Annotated in this window: 14 protein-coding genes; 3 read left to right on the forward strand and 11 right to left on the reverse strand. The window is 70.4% G+C overall.

The genetic code is table 11. The annotated features are described in order from the left end of the window. Nucleotides 1-708, reverse strand: a 708-nt coding sequence (locus tag ACK4UM_RS19815; protein ID WP_409802569.1) for a septal ring lytic transglycosylase RlpA family protein, incomplete at its 3' end; no start/stop codon positions are given. Between the two features lie 171 nt (nucleotides 709-879). Here ACK4UM_RS19815 and ACK4UM_RS19820 point away from each other — a divergent pair. Then, on the forward strand, nucleotides 880-1,647 hold the full coding sequence (locus tag ACK4UM_RS19820) for an SDR family NAD(P)-dependent oxidoreductase (RefSeq protein ID WP_409802570.1): 768 nt from the start codon (nucleotides 880-882) through the stop codon (nucleotides 1,645-1,647). A gap of 389 nt (nucleotides 1,648-2,036) precedes the next feature. Here the strand turns inward: ACK4UM_RS19820 and ACK4UM_RS19825 are convergent, their stop codons facing one another. Continuing rightward, complete coding sequence (locus tag ACK4UM_RS19825; protein WP_409802571.1) at nucleotides 2,037-3,755, reverse strand: ArnT family glycosyltransferase; 1,719 nt, start codon at nucleotides 3,753-3,755, stop codon at nucleotides 2,037-2,039. A 98-nt stretch (nucleotides 3,756-3,853) separates the two neighbouring features. Between ACK4UM_RS19825 and ACK4UM_RS19830 the strand changes: the two genes are divergently transcribed. Beyond that, nucleotides 3,854-5,404: a glycosyltransferase family 39 protein gene (locus tag ACK4UM_RS19830; RefSeq protein WP_409802572.1), complete on the forward strand. Its 1,551-nt coding sequence runs from the start codon at nucleotides 3,854-3,856 to the stop codon at nucleotides 5,402-5,404. On the opposite strand, the gene ACK4UM_RS19835 is transcribed toward ACK4UM_RS19830, so the two are convergent. Continuing rightward, entirely contained in the window at nucleotides 5,356-5,748 is a 393-nt protein-coding gene (locus ACK4UM_RS19835; RefSeq protein WP_409802573.1) for a GtrA family protein, read from the reverse strand. The two genes, ACK4UM_RS19830 and ACK4UM_RS19835, sit on opposite strands and share 49 nt — an antisense overlap. Further along, a complete protein-coding gene (locus ACK4UM_RS19840) occupies nucleotides 5,745-6,635 on the reverse strand; it encodes a ChbG/HpnK family deacetylase (RefSeq protein ID WP_409802574.1) in 891 nt (296 codons plus the stop codon). The genes ACK4UM_RS19835 and ACK4UM_RS19840 overlap by 4 nt, the downstream gene beginning before the upstream one ends. A gap of 57 nt (nucleotides 6,636-6,692) precedes the next feature. Here ACK4UM_RS19840 and ACK4UM_RS19845 point away from each other — a divergent pair, with 57 nt between their 5' ends. Next, nucleotides 6,693-7,715 (forward strand): glycosyltransferase family 2 protein, encoded by a 1,023-nt coding sequence (locus tag ACK4UM_RS19845; RefSeq protein WP_409802575.1) that lies wholly within the window; start codon nucleotides 6,693-6,695, stop codon nucleotides 7,713-7,715. Nucleotides 7,716-7,805: 90 nt separating this feature from the next. Here ACK4UM_RS19845 and ACK4UM_RS19850 read toward each other — a convergent pair whose 3' ends face one another. The 7 genes from ACK4UM_RS19850 to ACK4UM_RS19880 form a co-directional block, all read right to left on the reverse strand. After that, nucleotides 7,806-8,750 carry a zinc metalloprotease HtpX gene (locus ACK4UM_RS19850; RefSeq protein WP_409802576.1) on the reverse strand — a complete coding sequence of 315 codons (945 nt, stop codon included), beginning with the start codon at nucleotides 8,748-8,750 and terminating at the stop codon, nucleotides 7,806-7,808. A gap of 9 nt (nucleotides 8,751-8,759) precedes the next feature. Further along, nucleotides 8,760-10,139, reverse strand: coding sequence for a GntP family permease (locus tag ACK4UM_RS19855; RefSeq protein WP_409802577.1), 1,380 nt, complete (start codon nucleotides 10,137-10,139; stop codon nucleotides 8,760-8,762). A gap of 2 nt (nucleotides 10,140-10,141) precedes the next feature. Continuing rightward, on the reverse strand, nucleotides 10,142-11,218 hold the full coding sequence (locus ACK4UM_RS19860; RefSeq protein ID WP_409802578.1) for a patatin-like phospholipase family protein: 1,077 nt from the start codon (nucleotides 11,216-11,218) through the stop codon (nucleotides 10,142-10,144). Nucleotides 11,219-11,338: 120 nt separating this feature from the next. Beyond that, nucleotides 11,339-11,839 carry an Hsp20/alpha crystallin family protein gene (locus ACK4UM_RS19865; RefSeq protein WP_409802579.1) on the reverse strand — a complete coding sequence of 167 codons (501 nt, stop codon included), beginning with the start codon at nucleotides 11,837-11,839 and terminating at the stop codon, nucleotides 11,339-11,341. 21 nt (nucleotides 11,840-11,860) lie between these two features. After that, complete coding sequence (locus ACK4UM_RS19870; protein ID WP_409802580.1) at nucleotides 11,861-12,262, reverse strand: Hsp20/alpha crystallin family protein; 402 nt, start codon at nucleotides 12,260-12,262, stop codon at nucleotides 11,861-11,863. A 15-nt stretch (nucleotides 12,263-12,277) separates the two neighbouring features. Further along, nucleotides 12,278-12,697, reverse strand: a complete 420-nt coding sequence (locus ACK4UM_RS19875; RefSeq protein WP_409802581.1) for an Hsp20/alpha crystallin family protein — start codon at nucleotides 12,695-12,697, stop codon at nucleotides 12,278-12,280. Nucleotides 12,698-12,985: 288 nt separating this feature from the next. Then, nucleotides 12,986-13,650: AAA family ATPase (locus tag ACK4UM_RS19880; protein WP_409802582.1), on the reverse strand; the 665-nt coding region annotated here is incomplete at its 5' end.

Raw genomic sequence — 13,650 nt, forward strand, 5'->3', positions numbered from 1 at the left:
CGCGGCGCGCGGCGGCTCCGGCGCCTGCCAGCCGGCGAGGCGCGCGGGCGGCGTCGAGGGGACGGGCGTCGCGGGGCGGGAGGGCGACGCGGAGGCGACGAGCGTCGGCGCGGCCCCTCCCGGTGCGGGCGCCGGGCGTCCGTCGGTGCGCAGGCTCGCCATCAGCACGCGATCGTCGCTGCCCGCGAGCGAGGCCGGGCCGACATAATCGACGCGCACCCGCGCGAGCCCGTCGCGGCGGAAGGCGAGCGTCTCGGCGACGCGACGCGAGACGTCGATCGTGCGGTTCTGGCCCACGAAGGGCCCGCGATCGTTGACCCGCACGATGACCGAGCGGCCGTTCTCGAGATTGCTGATGCGCGCGTAGCTCGGCAGCGGCATGGTCGGGTGGGCCGCGCTGAGCGCCTCGCGGTCGAACACCTCGCCATTGGCGGTGAGCCGCCCGTGGAAGGCATCGCCGTACCAGGAGGCGATGCCGACGCTCGAATAGGAGGGGTCGTGGCGCGGCACGAAGGTGCGCCCGCCGATCGTATAGGGCTGGCCCACCATCTCGCGACCGCCGCCGCGGGGAATGGGCTGGCCGTCGGCGACGACACGCGGGCTCGGCGCCACGCCGAGCCGCGGGTCGACGCGCGGCCCGCGCGAGCCGCAGGCCGCGAGCGCGCTCACGAGCGCCGCGATGAACACGAGCTTGACGATCCCGAACAACCGGTCTCTCCCCGATTCCGGCCCCCGCGCGGAGCCTCGCCCGGCCGCGGTAGCGATCCGGTTTCCACAGCGCGCGCGAGGGGAACGCACGCCGTTTTTCCTTCGATCAGCGTTAACGAGTTCGAGAAGCGGCCGTGACGGCCCCGTCCCGCGCTGCTACACAGGAGCGACATGACCCGCATCCTCGTCACAGGCGCCTCGAGCGGCATCGGCGCGGCTCTGGCGCGCAGCGTCGCGGCGCCCGGCACGCGCCTCGTGCTCTGGGGGCGCGATCGCGAGCGCCTGGCAGGTGTCGCCGCGGATTGCGCGCAGGCCGGCGCCGAGACCGCGCTCGCGACGCCCGACCTCGCCGATCTCGACGCCGTGATCGCCGCCGCCGCCGCGCTCCCCGATCCGATGGACGAGGCCTATCTCTGCGCGGGGCTCAGCGACATCCGCGCCGCCGACGCGGTCGTCGAGCGGCTCTCCCACGTGCGCGATCTCGGCCTCGTCAACTATCTCGCCCCCGCGCTCGTCGCGACCCGGCTCGCCGAGGGGATGGTGCGGGCAGGCGCCGGGCGCATCGCGCTGATCGGCTCGCACGCGGCCTTCACGCCGCTGCCGGTCGCCCCCTCCTATTGCGCGTCGAAGGCGGGGCTCGCCGCCTTCGCCCGGGCGCTGCGGCTCGATCTCCTGCCGCGGGGGGTCGGCGTCACGCTCGTCTCCCCCGGCTTCGTCGAGACGCCGATGAGCGCGCGCCTCGCCTGCGCCAAGCCCGGCATGATCGGCGCCGACGCCGCGGCGAAGGCGATCGTGCGCGCCACCCGACGCGGCCGCGGCCACCTCGTGCTCAGCCCCTGGCTGCTGGCGCTCGCCCGTCTCTACGGCCTCGTCCCCGACGCCATCGCCGCCCGCCTCGCCCGCCTCGTCCCGGTGAGCCAGGGCCCGCGCGCGCCGTGAGGGAGGGGAGGTGTACGGCTCGAGTGCCGCCCCGCCTCTCCTTCCCCTCAGTGTTTAAACATCTGCTGTTGCGGTGTCATCCCGGACGCCGAAGGCGATCCGGGACCCATATCCTCGACGTCTCAATCGCAGCCTTTAGGCTGCGTTTCTCCGACGACGGAACCCGCTGAACGGTGGAGTAGCGAGCGCGACATGCGCGCTCGGACTTGTCGTCGAGGTTATGGGTCCCGGGTCCGCTTCGCGGCCCGGGATGACAACCTCCGAAGGATTCACAGGCTCTCAGGGGAAGGAGAGGGGCGCGTCGCTTGGCCGGCGTGGTGTCGATGCGGAAGAACGACGCTACGGGATCGTCATGAACTCCAACGCACAGCGAGGCGGGGAAGCCTCCATCACCCCCCCGTCGCCGAGAGCGCCGCCGCCGGCGCCGCGGGGCGGCGGGCGAGGATCACCTCCTCGACGCGGCCGCCGCGATTGGTGTTGATGGCGGACACCCGCGCGATCTCCTCGAAGCCGCGCTCGCCGGCGAGCGCCGCCGCGCCCTCGAGCTGCTCTCGGGTGGCGACGACGAGCACCTCCTCCTCGAGCGCCGCGAGCCGCGCGATCCCGTCCTGCCCCTCCGGCAGCGGCAGGATCGGCCGGTCGATCGGCTGGGAGGCGTAGAAGACGATGCTCGGCTCGAAATAGCCGAGCGTCACCACCCGCGTCTGCGGCCCGCGATGGGTCTGGATCAGCTCGGCGAGCGGGCGCGAGATCTTGATCGCGGGCTCGACCGCCGGGACCACCGTCCACAGCAGCGCGGCGAAGAGCGCGGGCGTCGCGATCGCGAGCGCGCGGTTCGCCCCCACGAGGTCCGCGCGCCGGAACAGGCGCACGACGAGCCCCGTCGCCGCCACGACGGCGATCGCGAGCGCGAGCGCCGCGATCGGGCTCGGACCGGCGGGCAGCAGGAACGGGCTCGCCGCGACGAGCGCCGCGAAGGCGATGGCGCCGAGCGCGTAATAGACGAGCCCCGCCCGCAGCGCCCGCGAGAGCGTGCCCGCCTCGATCGTGCGCACGATCTGAATTCCGACCGCCAGCGCGAAGGCGGGGAAGGCCGGCAGGAGGTAGTGCGGCAGCTTCGTCGCCGCGAGCGAGAACATGACGAAGGTCGGCACCATCCAGCCGAGCAGGATCGCCCGCTCGCGCCGCGTCGCAAGCGTCCCGCGCACGAGCCCGACGAGGGCGGCGGGGAGATAGAGCACCCAGGGGAAGAAACCGATCAGGACGACGGGGATGTAATAGGGCAGCGTGCCGAGCCAGCCGAGCGTGCGCCCGCCGCCATGGCCTTCCAGCGGCGTCAGCGCGCGCTCGACGATGTGGTAGCCGATGCCGGTGCGCATCATCTCGCCGCCGCTGCGCGTGTCGGCGGGCACGAGCCAGGCGAGGAAGACGAGGAAGGCGAGCACCGAGAGCGCCGCGAGCGCCACCATCCGCCCGAAGGACGGGCGCCGGCCGGGCTCCATCGCGAGCCAGGAGACGAGCAGCGTCGTGCAGACCACCGCCGGCCCCACCGGTCCCTTGACGAAGATCGAGGCGAGCAGCGCGACGAAGAACAGAGCCGTCATCGCGTTCGCCCGCTGCGGCGCGTAGACGATCTCGACATAGGCGTAGATCGACAGGCAGACGAAGAACAGGAGCGTCGCGTCGAGCATCGCCGCCGAGCCGACGAACACGGTCAGCGTCGTCGTCGTCAGAGCCGCCATCGCCCAGAGGCCGGCGCGCGCGGAATGCAGCCGCCGGCCGATCAGGAAGGTGACGAAGGCCGAGCCCGCCATGAAGGGCGCCGAGACGAAGCGCGCCCCGAGCTCGTTCTCGCCGAACAGAGCAAAGCCCAGAGCCATCAGCCAATAGACCATCGGCGGCTTGTGGGCGAAGACCTCGCCGTTGAAGGTCGGCAGGAGGAAATTGCCCGAGCGCATCATCTCGATCGCGGTGCGCGCGTAGAGCGTTTCGTCGCGGTCCCACAGCATGGTCGCGGGCATCAGCGCGATCAGGAACAGCGCGATGGCGATCGCGAGGAGGGCGGCCGCGATGGTCGCCCGGTCGTCGTGTCGATTGTGCTCGTGCAAAGTCGTCTCTCGCGGTCGCGATTGCCCCCCGGCGGGGCGGAGTGATACGCCTCCCCGCGCCCGTTGTCACCGGCCGGGCCGCGAGAGAGGGGGTCCGAATGGTCGCGACGAAGAGCCGCCGCTCGCTGGTGCGCACGGCGCTCGACCATCCCGTGGCCGCCGCCGCCGCGATCGTCGTCGCCTATGTCGTGATCTGGACGCTCGCGCAGGCGCTGTTCTTCCCCACGCCCCGGCGCGATTCGGTCGAGATCGCCGGCTGGGCGCCGTTCTGGCCGCTCGTCGCGCCGAAGCACCCGCCGATGCCGTCCTGGTTTCAGGAAATCGCCTTCCTGGCGAGCGGGCGGGCGATCGCCTCGAGCTACGCCGTCTCGATGCTGACGCTCGGCGCCACGCTCGCGCTCCTGTTCCGATTCGCGCGCGCGATCGCGGGCGCGCAGATCGCGCTCGTCGCCGTGACCCTGACCCTGGCGAACTATTTCTTCACCTCGCCCGCCACCCAGTTCAACCACAACACCGTCTCGCTCCTGTTCGGCGCGGCGACCGTGATGCTCTATCGGGACGCCGTCCTGCACGATCGGCTCGCCGCCTGGATCGGCCTCGGTCTCTGCGCGGCCGGCCTGATGCTGTCGAAATATTCCGGCGCGCTCGTCCTCCTGCCGCTCGCCGTCCACGCCCTGTGCTTCGCGCAGGGGCGCGCACGGCTGCGCGCGCCGGGGCCCTATCTCGCGATCGGCGTCTTCGCCGCCGCGATCGCGCCCCATGTCCTGCGGGTCGTTGGGGCCGGCGAGACGCCGGTCGATTACGCCTTCGAGCGCGAGGCGGTCGCGGGTCTTGCGTCGCGCGTCCTCGTCGCCGCGGAATTCCTCCTCGCGCAGGTCGGCCACCATGCGGGGCTCCTCGTGATGATCGGCCTCGCGGCCCTGCGCGTCGGGCGCGGCGCGGACGACGCCGTCGCGGTCGAGACCCCCGCGCCGACGCGTTTCGACGCCTCGCTCGTCTTCACCGTGACGCTCGCGCCCTTGGTGCTCAACGCGATCGTGATCGGGGTCGCGGGGATCGTGCCGCGCGCGGAATGGGGCGGGGCCTACGTCTTCTTCTCGGGGCTCGCCGTCGCGCTCCTGTTGCCGCGGCGCTTTCTCGTGCGCAACGCCCGCGCGCTCGGAGCGCTCGTGGTGGGCGTTCTCGTCGCGCTGCCGTTCGGGGTGGTGCTCGCGCCGCATCTCACGGGCCCGCGCCACCCCGCCCTCTACCCGGCCGACGAGATCGCCGCCGCCGTCGCGCGCGCCTGGCGGGAGGAGGCGGGCGACGCGCCTTTGCGTTATCTCGTCGGACCCGGCGACACCGAGACCTATGCGGTCGCGATCCACCTCTCGCCGATCCCGCTCGTGGTCTACGGGCCCCGGCCCGAGGGCGGCCTCGCCTTCGATCGCGACGACCTGCGCCGCTCGGGCGCGGTGATCCTCTGGCCTGCCGGCGCGGCGCCCGCCCTCGCGCCAAGCCTGTTCGGGGAGGAGGCCCTCGCGGCCGCGGGCGAGCCCGTCACGATCGAGACCGCCTACCACAACATCGCCGAGCGTCGCGTCCCCGTCGCCCTGTCGATCTACGTCGTGCCGCCGCTACGGAACACGAACAGCCGCGAGAGCTGGTAATTCCACACGAAGGTCGCCCCGATCGCGAGCGCCTTCGAGACGATCGCCGGCAAGGGCGGCGTCAGGAGCCAGATCACGACCGCGCCGACGAGGAGCCCGCCCAGCGCCACCGCGAAGAACCGCACCGCACCGCTCGCCGCCTTCGCCGACCAGTCGCGATCGCCGAAGGTCCACAGCTTGTTCATGACGTAGCTGTTGCAGGCCGCGCAGGCGAAGCCGATCGCGTGGGCGAGGAGCGGCGCCATGTCGAGCCCGTGGTGGAGCACCACGAACAGCCCGAAATCGATGCCCGCGTTGACCATGCCGACGAGGCCGAAGCGCAGCCAGCGCGGGATTAGGCTCACGGCGCGATCTCCCGCAGCCGCGCGAGGCGCACGCCCGCCGCCTCGAGCGCCTCGGCGAACGCCGCGCTCGCGAGATAGGCACGCTCGGCCTCCCGCGCGTCGACGACGGGGTCGAGCCCGCGCAGGACCTCGTCGACGTAGCCTGGATGGCACATCGCGAGCGGCCGGCGCCCGCCGCCTCGGAGGAAGAGGGGGAAGATCCGCTCGGGCCGCTCGCGCGGCGAGAAGGAGCGCACGCCGCGGAAGCTGTCGTTCGCGGCGATGCCGCGCGCGCGCACCTCCGCCGCGTAAGTCGCGCCGAGCGCGTCGATCGCGAGCGCCCGCAAGGGCGAGCCCCGTCGCAGGATCGCCGCGCGGGGCTCCCGGCACACGCGCAACCAGCCCCCGTGCGGACGCACCCGCCGCTCGAAGGCTTCGATCACGAGCGCGCCGATCCCCGGCAATTGATGCGCGTGGTGATGCCCGTCGAGGAAGTCCGGCGGCCGGTCGAAGGCCGCCTCGAAGGCGTCGATCTGCGCCTCGATCTCCGCCCGCAGCTCCGCCTGGACCGCAGGCTCGGCGAGGCTCCCGCGCAGGCTCGCGAGGACGAGCCGCCCGTTCGACGGCAGACGGCCGGCGGGCGCGAGGCGCGGCATCCCGGTCAAGGGCGCGTGGTCGGTGAGCGTCAGGTGCAGGCCGATATCGGCGCGCTCCGACAGCCCCCGCAGCCCGCGCGCCTCCTCCCGCCAGAACGGGCTCGCCGTCATGCAGCCCGTCGCCGTCAGCCGCCCTGCCGCGATCAGCTCGGCGATGCCGCGGCTGACGCCCGGGCTCAACCCGTAATCGTCGGCGCACAGGACGAGCGGGAGCCTGGCCGTCGAAAAGGATTGATACGCCTCGGTCGCCACTGTATTCCCCGCCCGATGCCGCCAGGAGCGGCCACTATTAGGGTTCGGGGGCAGCGCGTGTCGAGCCGATTTTCCAGCGCGACGCCGATCGTCTCGGTGGTCGTGCCCTGCTTCAACGAGGCCGAGAACCTGCGCCCCTTGCTGGCGCGCCTCGTCCCCGTGCTCGAAGCGACGGGCCGCAGCTTCGAGATCGTTCTCGTCGACGACGGCAGCCGCGACGAGACGGTCGCCGTCGCGCGCGGCCTCGCCGCGGAGGATCCGCGCATCGGCCTCCTCGTGCTCTCGCGCAATTTCGGCAAGGAGATCGCCATCTCCGCCGGGCTCGACCATGCCCGCGGCGCCGCCGTCGTCATCATCGACGCCGACCTGCAGCATCCGCCCGAGCTCGTGACGCGCTTCCTCGAGGCCTGGGACGCGGGCTACGAGGTCGTCCACGCCGCCCAGAAGACGAGGCCCGAGGAGCCCGCGCTCAAGCGCTTCCTCGTCAAGACGTTCTACCGGCTGCTCGGCGCGCTCTCCGAGACGAAGCTGCCCAAGGGCGTGGGCGATTTCTGCCTCCTCGATCGCAAGGCCGTCGACGCGCTGTGCCGGCTGCCGGAGCGCGCCCGCTTCATGAAGGGGCTCTATTTCTGGATCGGCTACCGCCAGCTCCAGATCCCCTACGATCCGGAGCCGCGGCTCGCCGGCGGCACCGGCTGGAGCGTCGGGCGGCTGTTCGCGTTGGCGCTGAACGGGCTCACCGCCTTCAGCACGATCCCGCTGCGATTCGCGATCTATGTCGGGCTCGCGGTCTCGGCCATCGCCCTCGTCTACGCGGCGATCCTCGTCGGCAACGTCCTCGTCCACGGCATCGACGTGCCGGGCTACGCCTCGCTGATGGTGGGCCTCCTGTTCCTCGGCGGCGTGCAGCTGATCGGGCTCGGCATCCTGGGCGAATATATCGGCCGCATCTTCGAGGAGAGCAAAGGCCGCCCGCTCTATTTCGTCTCGGATTTCGCCGCGCCCTCCGGCGACGCCGCCTTCGCCGAGGCCCCCCCGACGGACGCCGCTACGAGCCGCACGCGCCCCGCGGCGGAATGAGCGCGCATCGAGGGTGGATCGATCGAGACGGTCGGGAGAAGCTGGCGGAGGGGATGGGTCTGAAAGACAGCCTTCTCTACCCCCCTCCCGTCAGAACCACAGGCCGGAGCGGTGGAATCTCGGGCTCGCTGGTCTCGCGAAGCCGTCGGGCGGCGCAACACGGAAGTTCGACAGCGACGGGTATCGCCGCTGCGGCGCAAGCGCGCGCAGGCGCGCAACCCGGTCTTCGGTCGGAGGGTGGGTCCGCAGGAGCGAGGGGTCGGGGATCCGGCGCCCGGGCAGGAAGATCTCTTCCCAGAAGCGCCCGGTCAACCGCTCGAGCTTGGTCAGCGCCGAGGCGAGTGCCTCGGGGTCGCCGGTCAGTTCGACCGCGCCGAGATCGGCGTCATATTCGCGCCTTCGCGACAGCGAAAGCTGAAGAAGCGCCATGATCGTGGGCGAGAAGACCAGAAGCAGCAGCGCGCCCCAGGGGAAGGTCGCCGCCCCTGCGGCCAGGAGCGGCAGGTTGAGGATCAGCAGGAACTGCCCCAGCCAGCTGGCCACCGAGACCGCGCGCGACATGGCATCGGCCAGCCCCATCAGCCACAGGTCGCGGTGGGCGATATGGGCCACCTCATGGGCCAGAACCGCAGCCAGTTCGCGCGGGGTCAGAAGCCGCAAAAGCGCGTCCGAAACGCAGACCGCGCTTTCCTCGGGCCGGCCCATGGCGAAGGCGTTGGGCACCTGGCTGGGGACATACCACAGTTCCGGCGCGCGCGGCAGCCCGGCGCGGCGGGCCAGTTCGTGCAGCACCGCCACCCCCTCGGGCCAGTCGCGGGGCCCCAGCGGGCGGGCGCGGGAGCCCCGCAGCAGAAGCTCGCGCGACAGTGCCGGGGCCAGGGCCAGCCCCGCAAGCGACAGCGCCACGATCAGCAGGGTCGTCTCCGGCCCGACAATGGCGCCCAGAACGATCCAGGCGATCGCCGCCATGCCGCCCAGGATCAGCAGCGTCTGGGCCAGGTTCAGCAGGCGATGCGACAGGCTGGGCCGGATCATGCGTCACGCTCAGAAACTGCCGAAGGCCGAACCGAGCACGATCAGCATCACCAGCGCAACCAGCGGCCCCGCCACCGCGACCACGGCGATGTCGGGGTAGGATTCGCGGTGCGTCCGGCCGCAGATCGCCAGCAGGCTGATGACCGCGCCGTTATGCGGCAGCGTGTCGAGCCCGCCCGTGGCCACGGCGGTGATCCGGTGCAAAAGCTCGGGCGCGATCCCCGCCGCCGTGGCCATCTCCAGATAGGTGTCGCCGAGGGCTGCAAGCGCGATGCTCATGCCGCCCGAAGCCGAGCCGGTCATGCCGGCCAGAAGGCTCGTCGAGACCGCAAGCGAGATCAGCGGGTTGTCGCCGCCAAGGCCGGTCGCCGCAGCGCTGACGGCGGCAAAGCCCGGCAGTGCTGCGACGACCGATCCGAAGCCCACCAGGCAGGCGGTGTTGAAGATCGGCTTCATCGCGCTGTCCGCCCCCTCGCCGAGGGCCGACCGGACCTGTTCCTTCAGCCGTGTCCAGTTCAGGATCAGGATCGTCGCGCAGGCCAGCGTCAGGGCCGCGATCAGCGACCAGATGCCCCGCACCGTGTCCAGATCAGCCGCCCCGAAGCGGGGATCGCCCAGCCAGCCGGTATCGACACGCGGCAGGATGGCGAAGGTGAAGGCGAGATTGACCGCCAGCACCACAAGAAGCGGGAAGAGCGCGATAGGCGCCGAGGGTCCGCCGCCGGATATCGCGTCCGACGGAGTGCCTTCCGTCTCCAGCAACTCGGCGCCCAGCCGCTGCGCCCGCCATTCCAGCCAGCGCCAGCCGATCAGGAACATCACGGCGCTGGCGATCAGCCCGAGCCCCGGTGCGGCGAAGGGTGTCGTGCCGAAGAAGCGCATCGGGATCGCGTTCTGGATCGAGGGCGTGCCCGGCATGGCGGTCATGGTGAAGGTGAAGGCGCCCAGCGCGATGGCGGCGGGGATCAGGCGCGGGCTGATCCTCGCCTCGGCAAAGACCGCGGCGGCAAGCGGGAAGACGGCGAAGGCCACGACAAACAGCGACACGCCGCCATAGGTCATCAGCGCGCAGCACAGCACGACCGCCAGGATCGCCTGCCGCGCGCCGAGAAGCCGGATCGTGCCATGGGCCAGGACCGCGGCGCTGCCGCTGGCTTCCATGAGCTTGCCGAAGACCGCGCCCAGCAGGAAGATGGGCAGATAGAGCACGATGAAATCGCCCGTCGCCCGCATGAAGACCTGGGTGTAGAACGCCAGAACCGGCCCATCCTGCGACAGGACCACCGCAAGCGCGGCCAGAAGCGGCGTGGCGATCATGAGGTTCCAGCCGCGATAGGCCAGCAGCACCAGAAGCCCCAGCGCGACGATGATCGGCAGGATCGCGGTCATACTCATTCCTCCAGCGGTTTCATCGTCGCCGAGCGCGGCACGTCGCGAAACAGATCGTCCAGATCCAGCGTCGAACGATGGCCGAGCGCTTCGAAGTTGCGCTCGAGCCATTCGTCGGCCCAGCGCTCGCCGCGCTCGAACAGCAGCTTCAGATAGGCCCATTCCGGGTTGAGCTTGCTCGAGGCCGACAGATCCTGCACGTCGGCTTCGGTATGGATCAGGTGCAGATAGGTGGTTTCGGCCACCCCGCAGACACGCCCCTCGGCGCGGTTCAGCCGCTGGGTCAGCGCGATGGCGCGCAGATCCTTGATGAGCGAGGTGTTGAAGCTGATCTCGTTGATCCGGTTGATGATCTCGCGCGCCCGGCGGGGCGGTTCGCGGCGCAGGATCGGATTGATCTGCACGATGACGATGTCGGCCGTGCGCGCGCTTTCCACGAGCGGCAGCAGTTCGGGATTGCCGCTGTAGCCGCCATCCCAGTAGAACTCACCGTCGATCTCCACCGCCGGAAACAGCTGCGGCAGGCAGGCCGAGGCGAGCACCGCGTCGAGCGTGACCGCCTCGCCCGAGAAGACGCGCGAGCGCCCCGTCCGGACATTGGTTGCCGCCACATGCACCGCAATCTCGCGGCTGGCGCGGACATTGTCGAATTCCACCGTATCGGCAAGCAGCCGGCGCAGCGGGTTGAAACCCGCCGGGTTCAGGTCGTAGGGTGAGAAGAGCCGGGACGCGATGTCGAACCAGATATAGCCCGGCGAATGATCGAGCGTGTAGCGCCCGAACCACTGATCGAAGGGGCTGCGCCGGATGGGCGAGAACCGGGCGGCATCGCTCACGGCCTTCCAGAAGCGCTCCAGCGCCGCCCGCGCCCCTTCGCGCCCGCCCCGGACATAGCCGTCAGCGAGAACAACCGCGTTCATCGCCCCGGCGCTGGTGCCGCTGATCTCGCAGATCTCGAGGCGCGGATCGGCGAGCAGCCGGTCGAGCACGCCCCAGGTCAGCGCACCGTGCGAACCGCCGCCTTGCAGCGCCAGGTTGATCCGCCGCGGGGCGTTCGGGCGAGGTGTATTTTCCTGCATCGTCGGCGCTCCGTGGTCTGGCCGGGCCTGTGCGCCGACTTGTGGCAAAGGGGTATGAGAGAAAAGCAACACCCGGGGCGCCGCAACGCGTGCCGCCCCGGGTCAGGTCGGGTCGGGCCGTCAGCCGGCCTTGACCTCGATATGCTTGACGCGGGCCTGGGCCTCGGGCGTCTGGGGCAGGCGCACGGTCAGCACGCCGTTCCTGAAGCTGGCCTCGGCCTTCGCGCCATCGGTGCCCGGCGGCAGCGGGATCGTGCGCCAGATCGCGCCATAGCTGCGTTCGGACAGGTAGTAGCCCTTCTTCTCTTCCTGCCGCTCGATCTTCTTCTCGCCCTTCACGGTCAGAAGGTCGTCGGTGACCGTGACCTCGATGTCCTCCATCGTCATGCCGGGCAGTTCGATCGAGATCTCGATGGCATTGTCGGTCTGCACCACGTCCGATTTCGCCTCGGAATGGCCCCAGGGCCAGTCGAGCTCGCCGAAGGACTTGCCGAAGCGGTTCCAGAACCCTTCGAAGACCTGGTTCATCTCACGCTGCAGGGTTGCGATCGGGTTGTCCTGCGCCTCGGGGCGGGCGGGCTCATCCTTGCGGGCCCAGGGGATCAGATCCTTGATCTTCATGGCATTTCTCCTTTCATCGGTTCAGGCGGCCTTGACCTTGATGGCCTTGGGCTGGGTGGCCTGGCTGCGCGGCAGGCGCAGGGTCAGCACGCCGTTCTTCATCTCGGCCTCGATGCGCTCTGCATCGAAATCCTCGGACAGGGTGAAGGCGCGTTCGTAATCGCCTGCCTCATATTCGGCATGGACAAGGCGCAGCTTGTCGGGTCCGGTCTCGCGCGACCGGGCGCGGATGGTCAGCACCCGCTTTTCCAGCGCCACGTCCACATCCTCGGCCGCCACGCCGGGCAGTTCCAGCATCAGCGTCACGCCGTCCTTCGTCTCGACGATATCGGTCAGCGGGCGCCAGAGCGGGCGGTTGCGGGTGGTTTCGGCCGCAGCTTCGGCCGGGGTCTGTTCGGGGGCTTTGGTGACTTCGGTGGTCATGGTCTTCCTCCTTTCTCAGGCGGCCCTGATCTCGATCCGGCGCGGCTTGTCCTCGTCCGGGCGGCCCACGGCAATGCGCAGCACGCCATCGGCAAAGCGCGCCTCGACCTTCTCGGGATCGACGCGGAAGGGCAGACGGATGGCACGGGTGAAGCGGCCGAAGGCCCGCTCGCGGCGGTGCCAGGTGGCGCCTTCGGGCAGGTCCGGCAGCTTGCGCTCGCCCGAAAGGGTCAGGACATTGTCCTTCACCTGGATGTCGATATCGGCAGGTTCCAGCCCTGGCAGTTCGGCGGTGATCGCCGCGGCCTCGTCACTCTGCCAGACATTTACGGCCGGAAAGGTGCGCGGGGCGCCGAAGGCGCGGTCCAGATCCTGCGACAGACGGCGCATCAGCGCGAAGGGATCGGCGGGATAGAGAGCAGTGCGGTAGAGCATGGTCACCTCCTTCTGACGGGCCCTGCGGCGCACACGAAGGACGGGTCGAGGCATTGGCACTGCCCCGTGCTCTTGGATCGGACGTCACCTCTGAAGGCCCGTGTCGGCGCCCCCGGTGGCCTGCCTTCCTGGCCAGACCCGTCGTCTTGCGTGAACCCCGTTCGGGCGTTCGCCGAAGATAAAGGGAGCGGCCGAATTGATTTCAAGAGGCAGGACATCTGGAAATTCATGTTCGATTGCAGCGCCTTGCAAGAGACGACGGCGGCCGATGCCGCCGCCGTCGAGGGGTCAGTTCCCGGCTTCGGACGCCGTCTCGGCGGCAGGCGTGTCGGATGTCCCGGACCCTGCGCTGTCGGTCCCGGCCGGTTCGATCCTGACCTGCTCGGCCGTCGCATCCCAAGAGATCCGCACCCGGTCGCCCGTGCCCACCTCGCCGCCCAGCATGGCGCGGGCCAGCCGCGTTTCGACCAGGCTGCGGATCTGGCGCTTCAGCTCGCGCGCCCCGTATTCGGGGCGGAAGCCTTCGGCGGCCAGCATGTCGATCAGGCTGTCGTCGAAGGCAATCTCCACGCCTTGCGTGGCCGCAGTCCGCCGCACCCGGTCGAGTTGCAGCAGCACGATCTGCCGGATCTCGTCCCGTGTCAAACTGTGGAAGACTATGATGTCGTCCAGCCGGTTCAGGAACTCGGGTCGGAAATGGCCGCGCAGCACCTCCATCAGCTCGGCCTTCAGCTTGTCGGGTTGCTCGGCCGCCGTGCCGCGCAAGAGAAGCCGCTTCTGGATGCGGTCGGCGCCAAGGTTCGAGGTGGCGATGATGACGGTGTTGGTGAAGTCCACCACCCGGCCCTTGCCGTCGGTCAGCCGCCCGTCGTCGAACACCTGCAACAGCACGTTGTAGACATCGGGGTGCGCCTTTTCGATCTCGTCGAGCAGGATGACCGAATAGGGCTTGC

This window comes from Salinarimonas sp. (assembly GCF_046292825.1).
In the GTDB taxonomy this organism is placed as follows: Bacteria; Pseudomonadota; Alphaproteobacteria; order Rhizobiales; family Beijerinckiaceae; genus Salinarimonas.

Excerpts from the sequence above, each read along its gene's own strand:
- ACK4UM_RS19820 (WP_409802570.1), top strand. The coding sequence starts at position 880 with ATGACCCGCATCCTCGTCACAGGCGCCTCGAGCGGCATCGGCGCGGCT.
- ACK4UM_RS19830 (WP_409802572.1), top strand. The coding sequence starts at position 3,854 with ATGGTCGCGACGAAGAGCCGCCGCTCGCTGGTGCGCACGGCGCTCGAC.
- ACK4UM_RS19850 (WP_409802576.1), bottom strand. The coding sequence starts at position 8,750 with ATGATCCGGCCCAGCCTGTCGCATCGCCTGCTGAACCTGGCCCAGACG.
- ACK4UM_RS19855 (WP_409802577.1), bottom strand. The coding sequence starts at position 10,139 with ATGACCGCGATCCTGCCGATCATCGTCGCGCTGGGGCTTCTGGTGCTG.
- ACK4UM_RS19860 (WP_409802578.1), bottom strand. The coding sequence starts at position 11,218 with ATGCAGGAAAATACACCTCGCCCGAACGCCCCGCGGCGGATCAACCTG.
- ACK4UM_RS19865 (WP_409802579.1), bottom strand. The coding sequence starts at position 11,839 with ATGAAGATCAAGGATCTGATCCCCTGGGCCCGCAAGGATGAGCCCGCC.
- ACK4UM_RS19870 (WP_409802580.1), bottom strand. The coding sequence starts at position 12,262 with ATGACCACCGAAGTCACCAAAGCCCCCGAACAGACCCCGGCCGAAGCT.
- ACK4UM_RS19875 (WP_409802581.1), bottom strand. The coding sequence starts at position 12,697 with ATGCTCTACCGCACTGCTCTCTATCCCGCCGATCCCTTCGCGCTGATG.